Annotated in this window: 20 protein-coding genes; 12 read left to right on the top strand and 8 right to left on the bottom strand. The window is 72.7% G+C overall.

What is annotated here, in order from left to right:
* The first annotated feature begins 141 nt into the window (after window positions 1–141).
* Window positions 142–366: a hypothetical protein gene (locus KVT45_RS12115; protein ID WP_217546730.1), complete on the top strand. Its 225-nt coding sequence runs from the start codon at window positions 142–144 to the stop codon at window positions 364–366.
* A gap of 163 nt (window positions 367–529) precedes the next feature.
* On the opposite strand, the gene KVT45_RS58060 is transcribed toward KVT45_RS12115, so the two are convergent.
* A complete protein-coding gene (locus tag KVT45_RS58060; protein ID WP_308310707.1) occupies window positions 530–1,177 on the bottom strand; it encodes an ATP-binding protein in 648 nt (215 codons plus the stop codon).
* 95 nt (window positions 1,178–1,272) lie between these two features.
* Here KVT45_RS58060 and KVT45_RS12100 point away from each other — a divergent pair, with 95 nt between their 5' ends.
* From KVT45_RS12100 to KVT45_RS12090, 3 genes are read left to right on the top strand one after another with little or no spacing between them, the layout of a single operon-like run.
* Window positions 1,273–2,124 (top strand): helix-turn-helix transcriptional regulator, encoded by an 852-nt coding sequence (locus KVT45_RS12100; protein ID WP_217546729.1) that lies wholly within the window; start codon window positions 1,273–1,275, stop codon window positions 2,122–2,124.
* On the top strand, window positions 2,105–2,308 hold the full coding sequence (locus KVT45_RS12095; protein ID WP_217546727.1) for a DUF397 domain-containing protein: 204 nt from the start codon (window positions 2,105–2,107) through the stop codon (window positions 2,306–2,308). The genes KVT45_RS12100 and KVT45_RS12095 overlap by 20 nt, the downstream gene beginning before the upstream one ends.
* A 60-nt stretch (window positions 2,309–2,368) precedes the next feature.
* Window positions 2,369–3,313 carry an endonuclease domain-containing protein gene (locus tag KVT45_RS12090; RefSeq protein ID WP_217546725.1) on the top strand — a complete coding sequence of 315 codons (945 nt, stop codon included), beginning with the start codon at window positions 2,369–2,371 and terminating at the stop codon, window positions 3,311–3,313.
* Window positions 3,314–3,400: 87 nt separating this feature from the next.
* On the opposite strand, the gene KVT45_RS12085 is transcribed toward KVT45_RS12090, so the two are convergent.
* Window positions 3,401–4,957, bottom strand: coding sequence for a FadD3 family acyl-CoA ligase (locus KVT45_RS12085; RefSeq protein WP_217546863.1), 1,557 nt, complete (start codon window positions 4,955–4,957; stop codon window positions 3,401–3,403).
* 108 nt (window positions 4,958–5,065) lie between these two features.
* Here KVT45_RS12085 and KVT45_RS12080 point away from each other — a divergent pair, with 108 nt between their 5' ends.
* The 3 genes from KVT45_RS12080 to KVT45_RS12070 are packed head-to-tail and all read left to right on the top strand — an operon-like array spanning window position 5,066 to window position 7,414.
* Window positions 5,066–6,229 (top strand): lipid-transfer protein, encoded by a 1,164-nt coding sequence (locus KVT45_RS12080; RefSeq protein ID WP_217546724.1) that lies wholly within the window; start codon window positions 5,066–5,068, stop codon window positions 6,227–6,229.
* Between the two features lies 1 nt (window position 6,230).
* Window positions 6,231–6,644, top strand: coding sequence for a Zn-ribbon domain-containing OB-fold protein (locus KVT45_RS12075; protein WP_217546722.1), 414 nt, complete (start codon window positions 6,231–6,233; stop codon window positions 6,642–6,644).
* Window positions 6,641–7,414, top strand: coding sequence for an enoyl-CoA hydratase/isomerase family protein (locus tag KVT45_RS12070; protein ID WP_217546720.1), 774 nt, complete (start codon window positions 6,641–6,643; stop codon window positions 7,412–7,414). The genes KVT45_RS12075 and KVT45_RS12070 overlap by 4 nt, the downstream gene beginning before the upstream one ends.
* A gap of 317 nt (window positions 7,415–7,731) precedes the next feature.
* On the opposite strand, the gene KVT45_RS12065 is transcribed toward KVT45_RS12070, so the two are convergent.
* Together KVT45_RS12065 and KVT45_RS12060 are read right to left on the bottom strand one after the other, a co-directional pair.
* The gene (locus KVT45_RS12065) at window positions 7,732–10,080 is read right to left on the bottom strand and encodes a PQQ-binding-like beta-propeller repeat protein (RefSeq protein ID WP_217546718.1); all 2,349 of its coding nucleotides are present in this window, start codon (window positions 10,078–10,080) and stop codon (window positions 7,732–7,734) included.
* Between the two features lie 210 nt (window positions 10,081–10,290).
* Window positions 10,291–11,013 carry a VOC family protein gene (locus KVT45_RS12060; protein WP_217546716.1) on the bottom strand — a complete coding sequence of 241 codons (723 nt, stop codon included), beginning with the start codon at window positions 11,011–11,013 and terminating at the stop codon, window positions 10,291–10,293.
* 157 nt (window positions 11,014–11,170) lie between these two features.
* On the opposite strand from KVT45_RS12060, the gene KVT45_RS12055 reads away from it, so the two are divergent.
* Window positions 11,171–11,818, top strand: coding sequence for a TetR family transcriptional regulator (locus tag KVT45_RS12055; RefSeq protein ID WP_217546715.1), 648 nt, complete (start codon window positions 11,171–11,173; stop codon window positions 11,816–11,818).
* Between the two features lie 76 nt (window positions 11,819–11,894).
* Here KVT45_RS12055 and KVT45_RS12050 read toward each other — a convergent pair whose 3' ends face one another.
* Window positions 11,895–12,347: an Lrp/AsnC family transcriptional regulator gene (locus tag KVT45_RS12050; protein WP_217546713.1), complete on the bottom strand. Its 453-nt coding sequence runs from the start codon at window positions 12,345–12,347 to the stop codon at window positions 11,895–11,897.
* A gap of 82 nt (window positions 12,348–12,429) precedes the next feature.
* Here KVT45_RS12050 and KVT45_RS12045 point away from each other — a divergent pair, with 82 nt between their 5' ends.
* Entirely contained in the window at window positions 12,430–13,032 is a 603-nt protein-coding gene (locus tag KVT45_RS12045) for a LysE family translocator (RefSeq protein WP_217546711.1), read from the top strand.
* Between the two features lie 178 nt (window positions 13,033–13,210).
* Here KVT45_RS12045 and KVT45_RS12040 read toward each other — a convergent pair whose 3' ends face one another.
* Both KVT45_RS12040 and KVT45_RS12035 read right to left on the bottom strand, forming a co-directional pair.
* The gene (locus KVT45_RS12040; RefSeq protein ID WP_217546710.1) at window positions 13,211–13,675 is read right to left on the bottom strand and encodes a nitroreductase family deazaflavin-dependent oxidoreductase; all 465 of its coding nucleotides are present in this window, start codon (window positions 13,673–13,675) and stop codon (window positions 13,211–13,213) included.
* On the bottom strand, window positions 13,672–14,859 hold the full coding sequence (locus KVT45_RS12035) for an acyl-CoA dehydrogenase family protein (RefSeq protein ID WP_217546708.1): 1,188 nt from the start codon (window positions 14,857–14,859) through the stop codon (window positions 13,672–13,674). Before KVT45_RS12035 ends, KVT45_RS12040 begins: the two co-directional genes overlap by 4 nt.
* Before the next feature lie 99 nt (window positions 14,860–14,958).
* Between KVT45_RS12035 and KVT45_RS12030 the strand changes: the two genes are divergently transcribed.
* Window positions 14,959–16,128, top strand: coding sequence for an acetyl-CoA acetyltransferase (locus tag KVT45_RS12030; protein ID WP_217546707.1), 1,170 nt, complete (start codon window positions 14,959–14,961; stop codon window positions 16,126–16,128).
* A 130-nt stretch (window positions 16,129–16,258) separates the two neighbouring features.
* Complete coding sequence (locus KVT45_RS12025) at window positions 16,259–17,266, top strand: expansin EXLX1 family cellulose-binding protein (protein WP_217546705.1); 1,008 nt, start codon at window positions 16,259–16,261, stop codon at window positions 17,264–17,266.
* A 101-nt stretch (window positions 17,267–17,367) separates the two neighbouring features.
* Here the strand turns inward: KVT45_RS12025 and KVT45_RS12020 are convergent, their stop codons facing one another.
* Window positions 17,368–17,835 carry a hypothetical protein gene (locus KVT45_RS12020; protein ID WP_217546703.1) on the bottom strand — a complete coding sequence of 156 codons (468 nt, stop codon included), beginning with the start codon at window positions 17,833–17,835 and terminating at the stop codon, window positions 17,368–17,370.
* Between the two features lie 141 nt (window positions 17,836–17,976).
* Between KVT45_RS12020 and KVT45_RS12015 the strand changes: the two genes are divergently transcribed.
* Window positions 17,977–18,648 (top strand): pyridoxal 5'-phosphate synthase, encoded by a 672-nt coding sequence (locus KVT45_RS12015; protein ID WP_217546701.1) that lies wholly within the window; start codon window positions 17,977–17,979, stop codon window positions 18,646–18,648.
* Window positions 18,649–18,656: the final 8 nt, after the last annotated feature.

Genomic DNA, 18,656 nt, shown 5'->3' with positions numbered 1-18,656 from the left:
CATCGATCCGGCGCTTCGGGGGGCAGGCGGGTCGACACGGCAGGCCCACCCATTAGGGTGACGGCCGCCGCGCCTGTCCGGCGACACCCGGGGGAGTCGCCGGACAGGCCTTGCCGACTTTGACGCAGAGGAGCACAACCGATGAGCGACGCGAAGACGAGCCAGCCGGTCGCCACGCCCGACGAGAACCACGCGACCGACGTCGAGTCGGTGGTGGCGCTGGAGAACCACGCGACGGGCGCGGAAACGGCGGTCCTGGAGAACGACACCGCCGACGCCGAGGCCGTCGTGGCACTGGAGAACCACGCGACGGGCGCGGAGAAGGCGCTGCTGGAGAACCACGCCACCACGGAAACCGCCGGCTGATCCGCAACCCGGGGGGAACAACGGCCGCGACGGCACCGAGGGGGAGCCGTCGCGATCGTTCCCCTCGTGTTCGGGGCGACCGCCTCTGCCACAAACCCGGCGCTGGCCGGCAACCACGCCGGCTGAGCCAGTTGCAGATCGACGGGGCAGGCCGCGGACCGTTTCACCGCCCGTCCGCCTTGGGCTCAGTCTGGCCCAACTCGCACCACACCGTCTTGCCCTTGGCACCGTGCTCCACACCCCACCGCAGTGTCACAGCTTCGAGCAGCGCGAGGCCGCGCCCGGTTTCGTCGTCGGCGTCGGCACATCGGAGGACGGGGCGAGCGCGGGCATCGCAGTCGCTGACCTCGACACGAATACGGGCTCGCTCCACGCGGGCCACCCGCACGCGGATCGGCGTGCCTTCCCCCACGTGCCGGACGACATTGGCCACGAGTTCCGTGACACAGAGCTGGACGTCGGCGCAGGGTGCTCCGAGATACCTGCGGACGGTACGCCGTAGTCCGGGCACCGCCCCGGAGACGGCCAGGAGATCGAGGTCCAGCGGCGGCGGGTCAGGCGCCCTGCCGTTCTCCCGCAACAGCGCGGCCAGTCTCCGCGCCGTCGCCAGATTGCAGTTGCCGAGCGTCACCAAGCCCGCCGACGGTCCATAGGTGGCCGCGAAACTCGGCAGGTCCACCCGCAAGGACGGCAGCGTGATGCCCTGGGCGGCGAGGGCGTCCCGCAGATCCTCCACACAGAGGGTCGTGTCGTAGGCGGAGTCGGCGGGGGTGAACGAGGAGGACACGATCGCGTACACCTTCCTGTGCACTCTGTGATGATTCAGTCACAGAGTGGCGCGTACCCGCGTACCGTTGAAGAGGCTTCGACTACGCAAGCGCAACAGGCAAACGGCGGTGATGAGCTGTGCCCTCACGCAAGGACCCCGACGCATCGGCCAACGTCCCCTCCTTCTACGGCGCCGAGTTGCGCTACCAGAGGGAACTCGCGGGCCTCACGCTCGAACAGCTGGCGGAAGGAAGCTTCCGCGGCATCCCCTTCCTGAGCCAGATCGAGCGCGGTGAGCGGCGGATGCCGCTGGATCTCGCCCGGCACGTGGACAAGAGGCTCGGCACGGACGGCTTTTTCGAGCGGCGCTGTGAAGACGCCCGCAAGGCACGGCAGTCGGGGCACGCCGAGTACTTCGCCGACGTGGCGGAGATGGAGCAGCGGGCGGAGACCATCGAGGACTGGGCTCCGATGCTGGTGCCGGGGTTGTTGCAGACCCCGGCGTACGCCGAGGCGGTCGTGCACACGTCGCTGCCGTGGCTGGCGCCCGAGACGGTGGACAAGCAGGTACGGGCCCGGCTGAAGCGTGCGGAGATCTGGAAGCAGGAAGAGCGGCCGTCGTTCTGGGCGGTCCTCCACGAGTCCCTCGTCCGCAAGCCTCTCCTCCCTCCGGCGGAGATGGCGGTGCAGCTGGCGCACATCGCTCAGGTCATCCGCTCCACGCAGGGCGTTCTGCAGATCCTCCCGGAAACAGCCCAGGCCCATCCGTTCATGATGGGCATGATGCGAGTGATGACCTTTCCGGACGCCCCACCGGTGGCCTATACCGAGGGTCTCCACAATGGCCAACTCATCGACTATCCAGCGCTCGTGAAGGACTACCGCAGGTCGTACGATCTGCTCAGGGCCGCGGCACTCCCGCCAGAGACGTCCCTGGCCATGGTCGAACAAGCGGCGGAGGACTACCGAGATGGCAAGCACCGGGATTGACCTGAGCAACGCCGTGTGGCGCAAGAGCAGTTACAGCAACGGCAGCGGCGGCGAGTGCGTCGAGGTCGCCGTGGCCGTCCCCGACGTCACCCCCGTACGCGACTCGAAGCAGGCCGGTGACGGCCCCGTGCTCCTCTTCCCCACCCCCGCCTGGACCTCCTTCCTCGCCTCCCTCAGGGCTTGAGGCCCACGCGGTTATCCACAGCCGAAAGCAGCGGTTCCGTAAGCCTGCGATCTTGGGCGGATGGAGCTGAGGGCGTTACAGGAACCCGGCGGGACCGGCATTCTGCTCACCTCGCGGGCACTCGACGCCGGGTGGAACCGGGTCGCAGTCTGCCGGAGGCTGCGCGCGGAGGGGTGGACGCGGATCCGGAACGGCGCCTGGGCCGAGCCCGGGCGCTCCGTGGACCTGACCATACGACTGAGGGCCACCCAACTCCTCAGTCCCCAACTGCTCGTGAGTCACCGCTCGGCGGCCCGCCTGTGGCGGATCGAGACCCTGAACCGGGAGTGGGAAGTGCGACCCGGTAAAGGTCGTTCCCCCGAGCTTGAGTTCACCGACCCCTCGCGTTGCTTCCGGCAGAGCGTCCCCGGCGTCCGGGTCCATCGGATCCCCGTCGCCGAAGCCGAGGTCACGCGACTGTCGGGACTGCGTGTCACCGATGTCCCCCGTACTCTCGCCGACCTGTTGCGCAGCGGCCCCCGGAACGACGCTTTGGTGGCCGTCGAGTCCGCACTCGGCTACCGCACCGTCGACGGCGTACGCCGGGTCCCGCTCACCGCCCCGGCCGCGCTCTCCATCGCACTCGAACCTCCGCTTCGCGGAGCGCCCCGGGCCAGGGAGTGGCTACTGCTCGCCGACCGCCACTCCGGATCACCCGCGGAGACGGTCGCCCGTCTGCACATGCTCGACGCCGACCTGCGCCCGGAGAGCCAGGTCGAGCTCCGCGTTCCCGGCGGGGGCCGTCGGTACCTCGACTTCCTCTTCCGGGAAAAGGGCCTGGCGGTCGAGATCGAGGGCTACGCGTACCACGGCACCCGTTCCTCCCACAGACGCGACGTAGCCCGCTTCAACGAGGTTCTCCGCTGCTCCGAAGTCCGCGCCCTCCTCCGCTTCACAGCAGAGGACGTCTTCCACCACCCCCCAAAGCTGATCACCCAGATCCGAACGGTCCTGGCCTCCCTCTGACGGAGTGTGGTGGACTTGTTTCAGCGGGAGCGAGGAAACCCACAGGTGGTGCGGGTTGGATGCGAAACAGATCCGCCAATCGCCGGGCTAACTGCCCCGCAGCTCTCCCTTCACCACCTTCCCGCTTGCGTTCCGCGGCAGTTCCGTCAGGAACTCCACCGTCCGCGGGACCTTGTAGTTCGCCATCTCGCGCCGGGACCAGGCGATCAGGTCGTCGGCCGTCAGCACCGCCCCCGGGCGCCGCACCACGAACGCCTTGCCGACCTCGCCCAGCCGCCCGTCCGGTACGCCGATCACCGCCACGTCCGCCACGTCCGGGTGCAGGCCCAGCAGTTGCTCTATCTCCGCCGGGTAGGCGTTGAAGCCGCCGACGATGAACATGTCCTTCAGGCGGTCGGTGATCCGCAGGTTGCCGGCCGCGTCCAGGACGCCGATGTCGCCGGTGCGCAGCCAGCCGTCCTCCGTCAACGCCTCGGCCGTCGCCACCGCGTCCTCGTAGTAGCCGCGCATCACGTTGAAGCCGCGGACCAGGACCTCGCCCGCGTCCGACACCCGTACCTCCGTGCCGGGTATCGCCCGCCCCGACGTCGACGCGATCACCGTCGGGTCGTCGCCCCGGCGGCACATCGTCACGATCCCGCTCGCCTCGGAGAGGCCGTAGGCGGTCAGGACCGTCTCGACGCCGAGTTCACCGCGCAGGCGTTCCACGAGGAGCAGGGGTACGACCGCGGCGCCCGTCACCACCAGGCGCAGGGCGGAGAGGTCATGGGTGTCGCGGGCCGGGTGGTCGAGGAGGGACTGGTGGAGGGTCGGGGGGCCGGGGAGGACCGACACCCGCTCCGACGCGATGTTCGCGAGGGCCGTCTCCACGTTGAACACCGGCTGCGGGATCATCGTCGCCCCGCGCATCAGGCACGCGATCACCCCGGCCTTGTAGCCGAAGGTGTGGAAGAAGGGGTTGACGATCAGGTAGCGGTCGCCGGTGCGCAGGCCCGCCAGGTCCGCCCAGATCTCGTACGCCCGCAGGGTCTGCGCGTGGGTGATCATCGCGCCCTTCGGGCGGCCCGTCGTACCGGACGTGAAGATGATGTCGGACAGACAGCCACCGTCCAGCTCGCCCGCCCGGGCCGCGACCTCACCGGCCCCCACCCCCTCGCCGCCCGCCAGGAAGTCCTTCCAGGTGCGGAAGTCCACCGGTGCGTCGTCCGACAGCACCACCACGTCCCGGAGGGCGGGCAGCCCCGGCAGCGGGCCCCGGCCGCCCCCCTCCCCCGCCGCCCTCCGCAGCGACGCCACGTACGAGGTCCCCAGGAAGGTCCCCGTCACGAACAGCAGCCGGGCCCCGCTGCGGCGCAGCACGTCCGCCGCCTCCGTCCCCTTGAAGCGGGTGTTCAGCGGGACCAGCACCCCGCCCGCCGACACCGCGCCCAGCGCCGCGACGATCCAGTCCAGGGAGTTCGGCGCCCAGATGCCCACCCGGTCGCCCGCCTCGACGCCGGCGGCGATGCACGCGGCCGCCGCCCGTTCCACCCGGGCGCCCAGTTCCGCGTACGTGATCCGGGTCCGGCCGTCCACCACCGCCTCGACGTCCGCGTACCGCTTCGCCGCCGACCGCACCAGCCCCGGAACGGTCCCCCACTCCATGTCACCGCGCACAACCGGCCTCCCCGGACGCATAGCTGACTGCCCGTCAGATTAGCTGTAGCCTGACGACCTGTCAGCAAGCCGCGACAGCCGTGGAGGTGCGGGTGCATGGCCGGTCTCAGGGGCATCAAGGACGCCACCGCCATCGTCGGGATCGGGCAGACCCCCTTCGCCAAACGGCTCGACGAGGACGAGAAGACCCTCGCCTGCCGGGCCGTCCTCGCCGCCCTCGACGACGCCGGCATCGCGCCCGGCGAGGTCGACGCCCTCGCCTCCTTCACCATGGAGGAGACGGACGAGGTGGAGCTGGCGAAGGCGGTCGGCTTCGGTGACCTGACCTTCTTCAGCAAGGTGGGGTACGGGGGCGGCGGCTCCTGCGCCACGGTCGCACACCTGGCCACGGCGATAGCGAGCGGGCAGGCCACGGTCGGCGTCGCCTGGCGGTCGCGGAAGCGGGGCAGCGGGCCCCGGCCCTGGACCAACACCACCGTCCAGCTCCCGACCCCCGCCCAGTGGACCCGCCCCTTCGGCCTGCTCCGGCCCGCGGATGAAATAGCGATGCTCACGCGCCGCTACATGCACGAGTACGGCGCCACCCGGGATCACCTCTTCAACGTCGCCCTCGCCTGCCGCAATCGGGCGAACCAGAACCCCGCCGCCGTCATGTACGACCGCCCCCTCACCCGCGAGATGTACATGACCTCCCGGTGGATCAGCGAGCCCCTCTGCCTCTTCGACAACTGCCTGGAGACGGACGGCGCGCTGGCCTGTGTGGTCGTCAGCCGGGAGCGCGCCCGGGACTGCCGGCGCCGGGCCGTCTACGTCCACTCCGCCGCCCAGGGCCTCCCCGCCCAGCACCACGGCATGGTCAACTACTGGAACGACGACCCCCTCACCGGCCCCGCCTGGACCGCCGCCCGCCACCTGTGGAAGCACGCCGACCTCACCCCGGAGGACGTCGACGTCGCCCAGATCTACGACGCGTTCAGCGCCCTCATACCGCTCTCCCTGGAGGGGTACGGCTTCTGCGGCCGAGGGGAGGGCGGGGCGTTCACGGAGGGGGGCGCCCTGGAGATCGGCGGGCGGCTGCCTCTCAACACCGGCGGCGGCGGTCTCAGCGAGGCCTACGTCCACGGGTTCAACCTCATCACCGAAGGCGTCAAGCAGCTGCGCGGCACCAGTACCGCCCAGGTGCCGGGCGCCGCCACCTGCCTGGTCACCGCCGGCGAGGGCGTCCCGACCTCCGCCCTCCTCCTCACCAACCGGAGCTGAGATGCTGCGACCGGCCACCGACACCGACGGCGCCCCCTTCTGGGAGTACGCGGCCCGCGGCGAACTCCGCGTCCAGACCTGCGCCGACTGCCACGAGCCCCGCTTCCCGCCCCGGCCCTGCTGCCCGCACTGCCAGTCCTTCGCGAGCGAGTGGCGGCCGACGAGCGGGCGGGGCCGGATCTGGTCGTACGTCGTCCCGCACCCGCCGCTGCTCCCCGAGTACGCGGCGCAGGCGCCGTACAACGTCGTCGTCGTGGAACTCGACGACGCGCCCCGGATACGGCTGGTGGGGAACGTGGTGAGCGAAGCGGGAGCTCCCCTCGGCTCCCTCCCCCCGGACCGGATCCGGATCGGCGCCCGGGTGCAGGCGGTCTTCGCGGACGGTCTCCCGCAGTGGGTCCTGGAGCGGCCGTGAGCCTGCGACTGGACACGGACAAGGAGAGCGGGATCGCCGTCCTCACCCTCGACCGGCCCGAGCGGCTCAACGCCGTCGACCTCGCGACCGCCACCGAACTCTCGGCCGCCTGGCGGGCGTTGCGCTTCGACGACGCCGTACGGGCCGTCGTCCTCACCGGGGCCGGCGGGCGGGCCTTCAGCACCGGTCTCGACCGGGACGCCGTCGTACCGCAGCCGTCGTCGCCGTACAGCCAGGACGATCCGCTGATCGCGATCGGCCCCAAGTCGAACGACCTGTGGAAACCGGTGATCGCCGCCGTGGCCGGGATGGCCTGCGGGGGTGCCTTCTATCTGCTGGGCGAGTGCGACTTCGTCATCGCCGACGAGACCGCGGCCTTCTTCGACCCGCACACCTCCTACGGCATGGTCAGCGCGTACGAGTCGGTGCTGATGGCACAGCGGATGCCGTACGGGGAGGTGGCCCGGATGGTGCTGATGGGCAACGCCGAGCGGGTCTCCGCCCGGCGGGCGTACGAGGTGGGCCTGGTGTCGGAAGTGACGGCCGCCGGGAGGGCGTTGGAGGCGGCCGTGCGGTGCGCTTCGGTCATCGCCGGGTATCCGACGGAGGGGGTGCAGGGGAGCGTGCGGGCGCTGTGGGCGGCGAAGGAGGCGGCGCGGGAGCGGGGGTGGGCCCAGGCGCCGCACCTGATCAGCCTGGGCAACCTGCCCGACGAGCGGCAGGCGGAGCTGTTCGCCGACCGGCCGCGCACGGCCCCTCGTACCCGCTGAGGCACCGCGTGGCGGCGCGGGGCGCCCGGGCGTACCGTTCGCTGTGGGAGCCGACTCCCACCCCGAGCGGCGGCCGCCGTGCACAGCCCTTCCGTGCGACCAACTGGTACGACGGCCGTCCCGGGCAGTCCCCGAGCGCCGAAGAAAGTGCCACTTGATGCCGCCTCGCGACTGCGGGTAGGTCGTGGCCGTTCGCGCGGTTCCCCGCGCCCCTAAAAGAAGGGGCGCCGCACTGGCGCCCCTTTAGGGGCGCGGGGAACTGCGCGACAAGCCCCCGCGGCGCCGCAGTGGCCCTGCGGCGCGCACCCACACGGCGCTCAGGCGGTCCGGGCGGTACCGGTGCCCTTCTCGGCGTCCAAGGCATACACGCACCGGTCCTTGCTGCACGCGTACACCACCCCGTCCCGCACCACCGGCGACCCGGTGATCTCTCCTCCCGTCGCCAGCTTCCAGCGCAGTCGGCCGTCGTCGGCCTTCAGGGTGTAGAGGAGGTGGTCGGTGGAGCCGAAGTGGATGCGGCCCTCGGCCACCGCCGGGGCGCCCACGACGTCGCCGCCCGCCTGGAAGCGCCACTTGGGCGTACCGGTGACCGCGTCCAGGGTGTACAGCCCCTTGCCGCTGCCGACGTGGACGTGGCCGGCGGCGACGAGCACCGGCTCGATGGAGGCGCGGGCCTCCGTCGCGATGCGCCAGCGGTCGCGGCCGTCGGTGGCGTCGAGGGCGTAGACGGTGCCGAGGTAGTCGGCGAGGTAGATGCCGCCGCCGGTGACGGCGGGGCCGGGTACATACGTGGGCGGGGAGAGGAAGACGGCCGGGGCCTCGAAGTGCCAGCGGACCCGGCCCGTCGCGGTGTCGAGGGCGATCACGCGGGTGCCCGCGGAGGCGTACACGAAGCCGTCGTCGGCGTGGGTGAGGCGGACCGGGACGCCGCCGCAGGAGGCCGCGTCGCCGATGGGGTAGGACCAGCGTTCGTCGCCGGTGCGGGCGTCCAGCGCACGCAGGCGCGCGTCCTGCCAGACGTAGACCGTGCCCTCGTGCAGGGAGGGCCCGGACTCGGGGGTCTCGAAGTCGGTCTGGGCGCCGGACAGCTCCCAGAGTTTCTGCCCGTTGGAGGCCTCCCAGCCCTGGACGCCGCCGCCCCGGGTGCCGGTGACGAGGGTGCCGCGGTCGGCCTTGAGGGCGTACACCCAGGCGTCGGTGGACAGCCGCCACAGGTCGCCGCCCTCGCGGGCCTCCAGGGCGAACAGGGTGGGGCCGTCGGAGGCGTGGATACGGCCGTCCGCGACCGCCATGGACCAGGCGACGTCCCGGGTCTTGAAGCGGCGGCGGCCGGTGGCCACGTCGAGGGCGTGTACCTCGAAGGAGGTGACGTAGACGAGGTCGCCGTCGACGGACGGGGTGCCCCAGACGTCGTTGGACATCCGGAACCGCCAGGGCCGCCAGCCGGACGTCGTCTCCGGGGGCAGGCCGGGGACCGGCGGTACGGCGGGGTCGGCGCCGTTGACGCCGTGGTGCGGGCGGGACCAGCTGGCCACCAGGCCGGCCTCGGGCGGCGGCGCCTTCACGGCGGCGGCGCGGGCGTCGGCGACGCGCGGGCCGGGGCCGATCGGCACCTGGGCGCCGGCGAGACGGACCGGCCCGGTGTCGGGGCCGGGGGCGCCGACGGGGACCGGGGCCGGGACCGCGGGGTCGTAGGAGGGCGGCGGGGGGACCGCGAGACGGCCGGCGCTGCGGGCGCCGGACGGGTTGGCGGAGGGTTTCACGGCCGGGCGGCCGCCGCGGCGGGACTCGATCAGCCCGACCGCCTTCTCGGGCAGCCAGGCGGACGCCGTACCGCTGTCGTCGGAGCCGGAGCCGAACAGGTGGGGGGCCAGCTGGGCCTGGAGGTCGGCCGGGTTGGGGCGGGCCGCGGCCTCCATCTGCATACAGGACTCGATGAGGGGGCGCAGCTCGTCCGGGAGGCCTTCGAGGTCGGGGCCCTCGCGCAGGAGCATGAAGACGGTCTCGACCGGGTTGGCGCCGTGGAAGGGCGGGTGGCCGGTGGCGGCGAAGACGAGCATGGAGCCGAGGGAGAAGACGTCGCTGGCGCCGGTGACGCTGCGGGAGTCCTTGGCCTGCTCCGGGGACATGTACGCGGGGGTGCCGACCGCGACGTTCGTCATCGTCAGCCGGGTGTTGGAGACACCGGAGGCGATGCCGAAGTCGATGACCCGGGGGCCGTCCTCGACGACGAGGACGTTGGAGGGCTTGAGGTCGCGGTGGACCAGTCCGGCGCCGTGGATCGACTGGAGCGCCTCGGCGACGCCCGCGGCGAGCCAGCGGACCGCCTGGGCCGGGAGCGGCCCGCAGTCGTTCACTATCTCTTCGAGGGAGGGCGCCGGCACGTACGCGGTCGCGAGCCACGGCACGGCCGCGCGCGGGTCGGCGTCGACGACGGCGGCCGTGTAGAAGCCTGAGACCGCGCGGGCCGCCTCCACCTCGCGGGTGAAGCGGACCCGGAACAGCTGGTCCTCGGCGAGCTCGGTCCGGACGGTCTTGATCGCCACGCGCCGGCCGGACGCCGAGCGCGCCAGATAGACCAGCCCCATGCCGCCGGCCCCCAGCCGTCCCAGCACCTCGAACGGCCCGATCCGCCGCGGATCGTGCTGCGTCAGCTGATCCACCACTTGCCTGCCACCTCCCCGTACGGGCCTCGTCCACCCACATATGTACGCGACCCCGTGCAGCGTCTCACCACCGCACCGCCATGGCGGCACGCACCCTGATTCTTCCTGGCCCGGGCACAGGTTGCGAACCCGGAGACCAATCGGGGTGTCACATGACAAAGTGAGACATTTATCTGCTGAATATCCGCCGAGACCCGCCTGTTTCCGGCCTCAGCGTTCCAGCAGCGCGAAGGACGCCCCTTGATTGTCGGTCACGACGGCCACTTTTCCGTACGACGTCTCGAAGGGCGGCGCCTGGACCCGGCCGCCCAGCTGCTGCACGGCCCCGACGGCGGCCGCCACGTCCCCGGTGCGGAAGTGGACGACGAACTGGGACGGCATCCCGGCCGCGAACACCTCGGTCACGGGGGCGCGGCCGAAGTCCGGGTCGGCGCCGGTGCCGAACAGGGCGTCGGCGAAGAGGCGGCCGTAGAAGGTGTTGGCCGTGTCGGTGTCGCTGGTGTAGAGCTGCGCCCAGGCGAAGGTGCCCGGGGCGTGCCGGAGGCCGAAGCCGGGGTGGCGCGCGGCCTGCCAGAGGCCGAAGACGGCGCCCGTGGGGTCGGCGGCCAGGGCGGCGGTGCCCAGGTCACGGACGGGCGCCGGGTCGTTGACGATCTGTCCGCCGGCGGCGAGGACCCGGCGGGCGAGGTCGTAGGCGTCCGGGGTCGCGAAGTACACCGTCCAGACGGTGGGCATCCGGCCGTCCCGCTTCCGTGCCAGCCTGGCGACGGCCGCGCCGTCGAGCCGGGCCCACACGGCCCCTCCTCCGGCGTCCTCGAAGGTCCACCCGAAGAGCCCGCCGTAGAACCGCTTGCCCGCCTCGACGTCGGGGAGCTGCACGTCCACCCAGCACGGGACGCCCTCTGCGTATCCGGATGCCCTGTTTTCGGCCATGTCGTCAAAGTAACCGCCCGGCCCGCCCAGCGCAGACCAGCCGCACCCGGCCGGACTGACCGGCCGCTTCCCTTCCGTGCAGCCACTCCGTACACCCGTGCACCCCATTTGCAGTCGGCCGAATCGCGCTCCGATCACCCCTCGGTAAGCTGACGGCATGACAGGACAAGTGCGTACCGTCGACGGCCGCGTGGCCGGCCGGCGTGGGCAGGCGACCCGGCAGAAGCTGCTCGACTGCCTCAGCGAGATGCTCAGCTCCTCCCCTTACCGGGACGTCAAGGTCATCGATGTCGCCCGGAAGGCGGGCACTTCACCCGCGACCTTCTACCAGTACTTCCCGGACGTCGAGGGCGCCGTCCTGGAGATCGCCGAGCAAATGGCCACCGAGGGCGGCCAGTTGACCGAGTTGCTGGCGGGGCGCTCCTGGGTCGGCAAGGCCGGCTGGGCGACCGCGCAGGAACTCGTGGACGGTTTCCTGGAGTTCTGGCGCAAGAACGACGCGATCCTGCGGGTGGTCGACCTCGGGGCGGCCGAGGGGGACAAACGGTTCTACAAGATCCGTATGAAGATCCTGAACTCGGTGAACAACTCCCTGACCGACTCCGTCACGGAGTTGCAGTCCAAGGGCAAGGTCGACAAGGACGTGAACCCGGCGGCCGTCGCCGGTTCGCTGGTCGCCATGCTCGCGGCCGTCGCCGCGCACCAGAAGGGTTTCCAGACCTGGGGTGTGAAGCAGGCCGAACTCAAGCCGAACCTCGCGCTGTTGGTGCACCTGGGCGTGACCGGGAAGAAGCCCACGAAGTAGTCCGCGCCCTGGGTCCTGTCTGGCAGGCGGTGGTTCACCCCGAGGTGGGCCGCCGCCTGTTCCGCTACGCGTTCCGTCACGCCGGCAGCGGGCGGTCCCGGACCACGTGCTTCATCACCAGCGTCGAGGTGAGGCGCTGCACGCCCGGCAGGGTCGCGAGCCGTTCGTCGTAGAGCCGCTGGAAGGCGGCGAGGTCGGCGGTGGCCACCCGCAGCAGGTAGTCGGGTTCGCCGAACAGCCGCTGCGCGTCCACCACCTGGGGGATCTCCGCGAGTGCCCGCTCGAAGTCGGCCACCGTGTCCCGGTCCTCCTGCCGCATGGACACGAAGACCAGCGCCTCGAAGCTCAGCCCCACGGCGGCCGGGTCCACCACCGCCCGGTACCCGCTGATCGCCCCCGACCGCTCCAGCTCGCGCAGCCGGCGGTGGCACGGCGAGACGCTCAGCCGCACCCGCCCGGCCAGCTCGGTCACGGTCAGCCGCCCGTCCTGCTGGAGCTCGGCAAGGATTTTCCGGTCCACGTCGTCCATGGGGCAGATTCTCCCCCGAAACCGCAGGTAGCGAGCAAATTTCGACAACACTTTCGGGCCCATCGCGCCTAATGTCCCTTCCGTGGACACCGGACTCCTGCTCTCCTTCCTCGCCGTCGACCTGCTGCTGGTGTGCGTGCCGGGCGCCGACTGGGCGTACGTGATCGCCGCCGGGGTGCGCGGCCGCTCGGTGCCGCGTGCGGTGGCGGGCCTGCTCGCCGGGTACGCGCTGCACACCGCGCTGGCCGTCGCGGGGCTCGCGGTGCTGGTGGCCCGGTCCCCGCAGCTGCTCACGGCGCTGACCGTGGCCGGCGCCGGATACCTGCTGTGGCTGGGCTGGGGCGTCCTGCGCCGCCCGATGGTGCCGCGGGAAGGGGAGGCCGGGCCGCAGGGCTTCTGGCGGGGCGCCGCGATCAGCGGCCTGAACCCCAAGGCGCTGCTGCTCTACCTCTCCGTGCTCCCCCAGTTCCTGGTCACGAAGAGCGGCCATGCCTCCGTGGCCGCCCAGACCGCCGTACTCGGCGCCCTGCACATGGCCGCGTGTGCCGCGGTCTACCTGGCCGTCGGCGCCCTCTCCCGCGCCCTGCTGGCCGCCCGGCCCCGGGCCGCCCGCGCGGTGACCCGGACCTCGGGGGCGGCGATGCTCGGCATCGGGGCACTGTTGCTGGGGGAACGGCTGCTGTAGCCGTTCCCCCGGTCGTCAGCGACGGTCCGGGGCGGTGAGGCCCTTGACCTCGCGGGCGTCGAAGGCGCGGCGGCCGGCAGCGGTCCGGCTGCGGGTGCGTGGGGGCCGGTCGCGCCCACGCGGCGGAGCCGCATGTGGGCACAGCCCCGCGCCCCCTCAGGGGGCGCTTTGCCCGCGGCTACCTCGGGGTCAGCCGGAAGATCCGGATCTCCCGGTCCACCCGCTCCTGGTAGGCGGCGTACGGCGGCCAGAACACCAGCAGCAGCCGCCAGGCGTCCGCCCGCTCCGCCCCCTCCAGCAGCCGGGCGGTGACCGGGATGTCCCGCCCCTTCCAGCTGATCTCGGCGGTGGGATGTCCGAGGAGGTTGTACGTCCAGGCGGGGTGGCCGGTGCGCCCGAAGTTGGACCCCACGAGGAACCAGCCGTCCCCCTCGGGCATGCACGCCAGCGGCGTACGGCGGGGCTGCCCGCTGCGCGCACCGGTGGAGGTGAGGATCACCCCGGGCAGCATCCGGTCGCTGAGCAGCATCCGGCCGCGGCTGAGCCGGTGCACGGCCCGGTCCAGGGCCGGGATCACGTGCGGGGCCACCTTGGCGAACCCCCGGGTGGCGGACACCCGCTGCACCAGCCGTTCGCCGATCACACCGCCACCTCCTGTCCCGCGAACAACCCGGCCGCCTCGGCCGCGTGCGCGCGCAGCCGGTGCCCCGGCCCGAACAGCAGCTCGTCCCCGGCGGCCCGCTTGAAGTACAGATGCGCCTCGTGCTCCCAGGTGAACCCGATCCCGCCGTGCAGCTGGATGCCCTCCCCGGCGGCGGTCCGCAGCGCCTCCAGCGCCTGCGCGAGCGCCAGCCCGCCCACCGGTTCTCCGTGCACGGTCGCCCAGGCCGCGTAGTAGGCCGCCGACCGGGCCGCGCGCACCGCCACGTACACGTCGGCCAGCCGGTGCTTGACCGCCTGGAACGACCCGATCGCGCGCCCGAACTGCTCCCGCTGCTTCACGTACTCCACGGTCCGCTCCAGCGCCCGGTCGGCGGCTCCCACGGCCTCGGCCGCGAGCACGGCGGCCACGAAGTCGCCGAGGCCGGCGAGGACGGCCCGGACGTCGCTGTCCTCGTCGGAACCGAGCAACTCGGCCTGCACATCGCGTAGTTGGATGCGGCCTTGGCTGCGGGTGGCGTCGAGGCCGGTCCGCCGGGTCCGTACGACCCCGGCGGCGTCCCCCGCCACCAGGAAGAGGAGGACGCGCGAGCGGGCGTACCCCCCGGTGTGCGCGGGCACGAGCAGCAACCCGGCGCGGTGCCCGTCCAGCACCTGGTCGGCCTCCCCGTACAGCCGCCACCGGCCCGCCGTGCGCCGCGCCTGGACACCTCCGGACCTCCCGCCGCCCGCCCAGTCGGCGGCGCCCGGGCCGGTGAGCGCGAGGGCGGTGCCGAGCCGGGTGCCGGGGACGGCGAGGGCGGCGGTGCGGCTGCCGTCGGCGATCTTCGGGAGCAGCTCGGCGCGCTGGGCGTCGGTGCCGAGGGCGAGCAGCAGCGGGGCGGCGAGGACGGCGGTGGCGAGGAACGGGGTGGGGGCCAGGGCCCGCCCCAACTCCTCCGCCGCCAGGACGACTTCGGTGCGCGTGCAGCCGGCGCCGCCGTACGCCTCGGGCAGGGCGAGGCCGGGCAGGCCGAGTTGCTCGCCGAGGGCGGTCCACAGGCCGGGGTCGTACCCCTCCGCCCTGTCCACGGCGGCCCGCACGTCCTCCGTACCGCAGCGCTTGTGGAGCAGTTCACGCAGGGCGCGCCGGATCTCGTCCTGCTCGTCGGTGAAGCGGGCGTCCATGACCGGACCTCCTGACGATCTGACGGCCCGTCATGCTAGGGGTGTTGGATGCAGATGCACAGAGGCGGAGTCCAGCGGATCTGATGTACCGTCAGATTCATGACTGGACCCCGCAAGGTCGCCGTGGTCGGCGTGGCCCTGTCCGACTGCGGCCGGGTGGACGAGGCCACCCCCTACGCCCTGCACGCCCAGGCGGCCCGCCGCGCGCTGGCCGACGCGGGCCTCGGCCGGGAGGTGGTGGACGGTTTCGCGTCGGCGGGCCTGGGCACCCTGGCGCCCGTGGAGGTGGCCGAGTACCTGGGCCTGCGTCCCACCTGGGCCGACTCCACCTCCGTCGGCGGTTCGACCTGGGAGGTCATGGCGGCCCACGCGGCGGACGCGATAGCCGCCGGCCACGCCAACGCGGTCCTGCTGGTGTACGGCTCGACGGCCCGCGCCGACATCCGGGCGGGGCGGCGGACCGGGAACCTCTCCTTCGGCGCCCGCGGCCCCCTGCAGTTCGAGGTCCCCTACGGCCACACCCTCATCGCCAAGTACGCGATGGCCGCCCGCCGCCACATGATCGAACACGGCACCACCATCGAGCAGTTGGCCGAGGTCGCGGTCCAGGCCCGGGCGAACGCGGCGCTGAACCCGGAGGCGATGTTCCGCACCCCGATCACGGTCGACGAGGTCCTGTCAGGGCCGATGATCGCCGACCCCTTCACCAAACTGCACTGCTGCATCCGCTCGGACGGCGGCGCGGCGGTGCTGCTGGCGGCCGAGGAGTACGTACGGGACTGCCGTACCGCCCCGGTGTGGGTCCTCGGCACGGGTGAGTGCCTCTCCCACGCCACGATGTCGGAGTGGGAGGACTTCACCGTGTCCCCGGCGGCGGTGAGCGGTCGCCTGGCCTTCCGCCGGGCGGGGGTCACGCCCGCCGACGTCGACTTCGCGGAGATCTACGACGCGTTCACCTACATGACCCTCGTCACCCTGGAGGACCTGGGTTTCTGCGCGAAGGGCGAGGGCGGGGCGTTCGTGGAGAAGGGGCGGCTGCGGGTCGCGGGCGGGGAGCTCCCGGTGAACACGGACGGGGGCGGCCTGTCGGCCCAACACCCCGGGATGCGGGGGCTGTTCCTCCTGGTGGAGGCGGTACGGCAGCTGCGCGGGGAGGCCGGGGAACGGCAGGTACGGCGGGCCGGCGGGGGGCTGCCGGAGCTGGGGGTGGCGTCGGGGACGGGGGGCTGGTTCTGCTCGTCGGGGACGGTGGTGCTGGGGAGGGGGTGACCCGGGCTTCGCGAGCGGCTGAAGAAATCTGCGGGACGGCGGCAACCTCCCGGGCCCCTGCGGCAACTGTCGTACCGGAAGCTTCGATGTTCGAAGGACGTGCACCGCCGAATCGCGTAAGGATCCCTCCGTGGCCTCCTCCTCACATCGCCGCCGCCCGCAGCAAAAGCCGGACCGGGACTTCGAATGGCGCCCGGTACGCGGTCCGTTGGTCGCGGTGGCCGCCGTGGCCGCCGTCGCCCTGATCGTGACCCTGGTCGTGGCCTTCCGCCCCGACGCCGCGGCCGGCGCCGCCGGGCAGGACCGGGCGGTGTCCGGGTCCGTATCGGACGCCGTGACGAGCGCGGCGGCGACACCGAAGACCCCGTCGGCGCCGAAGCCGTCCACGACGACCCCCACGGCGGGCAGGCGGACCACCCCGTCGGCGTCCGCGTCCGTATCGGTGCACCCGTCCGCCCCGTCCGCCACCCCGGCCCGGCGTTCGGCGGCCGGCGCCTCCTCCGCCACCACCACGGCCCCCGCGGCCGGCCGGATCCGCCCCGGCACCTCCTACCAGGGGGTCGCCACCTCCTACGACGTCGGCAACGGCGGCGGCGCCTGCTCCTACGGCCCGACCTCAGACGTGATGACCGCGGCGATGAACACCGCCGACTACGAGACGGCGAAGGCCTGCGGGGCGTACGTCTCCGTCCGCGCGGCGAGCGGTACGTCCATCACCGTACGGATCACCAACGAGTGCCCGGCGCCCTGCGCGGTCGGCCAACTCGACCTCAGCCGACAGGCGTTCGCGAAGCTCGCACCCCTCTCCGCGGGCCGGATCGCGATCACCTGGAGCCTGCTGAGCCCGGCCACCTCCGACACGGTGTCGATCCGCTACAAGACGGGTTCCACCCAGTACTGGTGCGGCATCCAGGCGATCGGCCACCGCAACCCGCTGGCCCGCCTGGAAGTCCGCACGAGCGCCGGCTGGCTGGCGCTGACCCGCACCGACTACAACTACTTCCTCTCCGAGCAGGGCACCGGCTGCGGCGCCGAGATCCGCCTCACCGACATCTACGGGGAGCAGCTCACCGTGCCGGCGCTCGCGGTACGCCCGGACGTGGTGCAGCGGACCGGGGTCCAGTTCGCCCGGCACTGATGCAGCGCCCCGAAGGGGCGCGGGGAACTGCGCGACCAGCCACGACGGCGCCGCAGCCGACTCACCGCAGACGGCACATCGCGGCACTTCCAGCAGAGCGCTCAACCGCGGGCCGGCACGATGCGGTGGCCGCGGCGCGGCTCGGGTCCGTCGAGGAGAGCGACGCCGATGTGGTGGCGGCCGCGCACCCACGCCGTGGGCGTCATGACGAGCCCGGCGAAGGCGACGATCACGCTGGCCGGGAAGAGGCCCGGCAGGGACTGCCCCGCCGGCAGGGCCCTGCCGCCCTCGTGGACGGCGTAGCCGAGGGCGGCGACGGTGACGAGGAGGGAGACCACCGACACGGCCGCCCAGACGTTCCGCACCCGCCGGGTGCGCGCGTGGTCGGCGACCTCGGCGAGGACGGACGCCGTACAGACGGGACACTCCAGCTCGACCCGGTCCCGGCCCTCGGCCGGCCGGACCAGCCGGAAGTCGCGGGCGGCCCAGGTCACGGCCCGCGTCCTACGCCGTCCGACATCGCCGTTTACATGGCGTACGGCCACTTTCACGGTCTTCGGTCCCCTCATGCCGGACAGTGTGGGGGCATGGCACAGGTGTTCGCAGCGGTTTGCTCGGTTGTGCCCCGGTGTTCGGCCGCAGGGCCCCGCGGCCGCCGCACGAGGTCGCTGATGGCACGGCTGCGGGAGGTACCGAGTGATACTCGGCACATGGCAGCAACGGATCTTCACGCGCTCCTGAAGTCGCTCCGCGTCTGGTCCCCCGGGACCACGGAGCTACGGCCGTTCGACCCGGACTCGGCGCCCGATGCCCCGCTCCCCCTGTTCACCACGTGGTTCGCGGAGGCGGTGGCGGCCGGGCAGCCGGAGCCGCACACCGTGTCGCTGGCGACGTCGGACGAGGCGGGCCGGGCGGACGTGAGGATCGTGATGCTGCACGGCGCGGACACGCACGGCTGGTCCTTCGCATCCCACGTGACCAGCCGCAAGGGGCATCAGCTGACCGCCCGCCCGTACGCGGCCCTGGCCTTCTACTGGCCGGTGCTGGGCCGCCAGGTCCGGCTCCGGGGCCCCGTCACCGCGGCTCCGTCCGAGGAGAGCCAGGCCGACCTGCACGCCCGCTCGACGGGCGCCCTGGCGGCGGCGCTCACCGGCCGCCAGAGCGGGCCCCTGTCCTCGCTGGAGGAGCTGCGGGAGGAGTCGGAGGCGGCCTGGGAACGCGCCCGCGCCGACCCGGCCGCCCTCTCCCCGACCTGGACCCTCTACCGCCTGCGCCCGCAGGAGGCGGAGTTCTTCCAGGGCGACCCGGACCGACGGCACGTCCGGCTCCGGTACGTCGCGGAGGAGGACGGCGGGTGGCAGAAGCAACTGCTGTGGCCCTGAGCGGCCGT

It is taken from the genome of Streptomyces sp. GbtcB6 (assembly GCF_019091475.1).
Classification (GTDB): Bacteria; Actinomycetota; Actinomycetes; order Streptomycetales; family Streptomycetaceae; genus Streptomyces; species Streptomyces hyaluromycini.
This window is presented reverse-complemented; position numbering and strand designations above follow the sequence as displayed.

Coding starts and splice junctions, on each gene's coding strand:
- KVT45_RS12020 (WP_217546703.1), bottom strand. CDS start 17,835: ATGAGGGGACCGAAGACCGTGAAAGTGGCCGTACGCCATGTAAACGGC.
- KVT45_RS12050 (WP_217546713.1), bottom strand. CDS start 12,347: ATGGACGACGTGGACCGGAAAATCCTTGCCGAGCTCCAGCAGGACGGG.
- KVT45_RS12080 (WP_217546724.1), top strand. CDS start 5,066: ATGGCCGGTCTCAGGGGCATCAAGGACGCCACCGCCATCGTCGGGATC.
- KVT45_RS12115 (WP_217546730.1), top strand. CDS start 142: ATGAGCGACGCGAAGACGAGCCAGCCGGTCGCCACGCCCGACGAGAAC.
- KVT45_RS12035 (WP_217546708.1), bottom strand. CDS start 14,859: ATGGACGCCCGCTTCACCGACGAGCAGGACGAGATCCGGCGCGCCCTG.
- KVT45_RS12015 (WP_217546701.1), top strand. CDS start 17,977: ATGGCAGCAACGGATCTTCACGCGCTCCTGAAGTCGCTCCGCGTCTGG.
- KVT45_RS12090 (WP_217546725.1), top strand. CDS start 2,369: ATGGAGCTGAGGGCGTTACAGGAACCCGGCGGGACCGGCATTCTGCTC.
- KVT45_RS12055 (WP_217546715.1), top strand. CDS start 11,171: ATGACAGGACAAGTGCGTACCGTCGACGGCCGCGTGGCCGGCCGGCGT.
- KVT45_RS12060 (WP_217546716.1), bottom strand. CDS start 11,013: ATGGCCGAAAACAGGGCATCCGGATACGCAGAGGGCGTCCCGTGCTGG.
- KVT45_RS12030 (WP_217546707.1), top strand. CDS start 14,959: ATGACTGGACCCCGCAAGGTCGCCGTGGTCGGCGTGGCCCTGTCCGAC.
- KVT45_RS12095 (WP_217546727.1), top strand. CDS start 2,105: ATGGCAAGCACCGGGATTGACCTGAGCAACGCCGTGTGGCGCAAGAGC.
- KVT45_RS12085 (WP_217546863.1), bottom strand. CDS start 4,957: ATGGAGTGGGGGACCGTTCCGGGGCTGGTGCGGTCGGCGGCGAAGCGG.
- KVT45_RS12075 (WP_217546722.1), top strand. CDS start 6,231: ATGCTGCGACCGGCCACCGACACCGACGGCGCCCCCTTCTGGGAGTAC.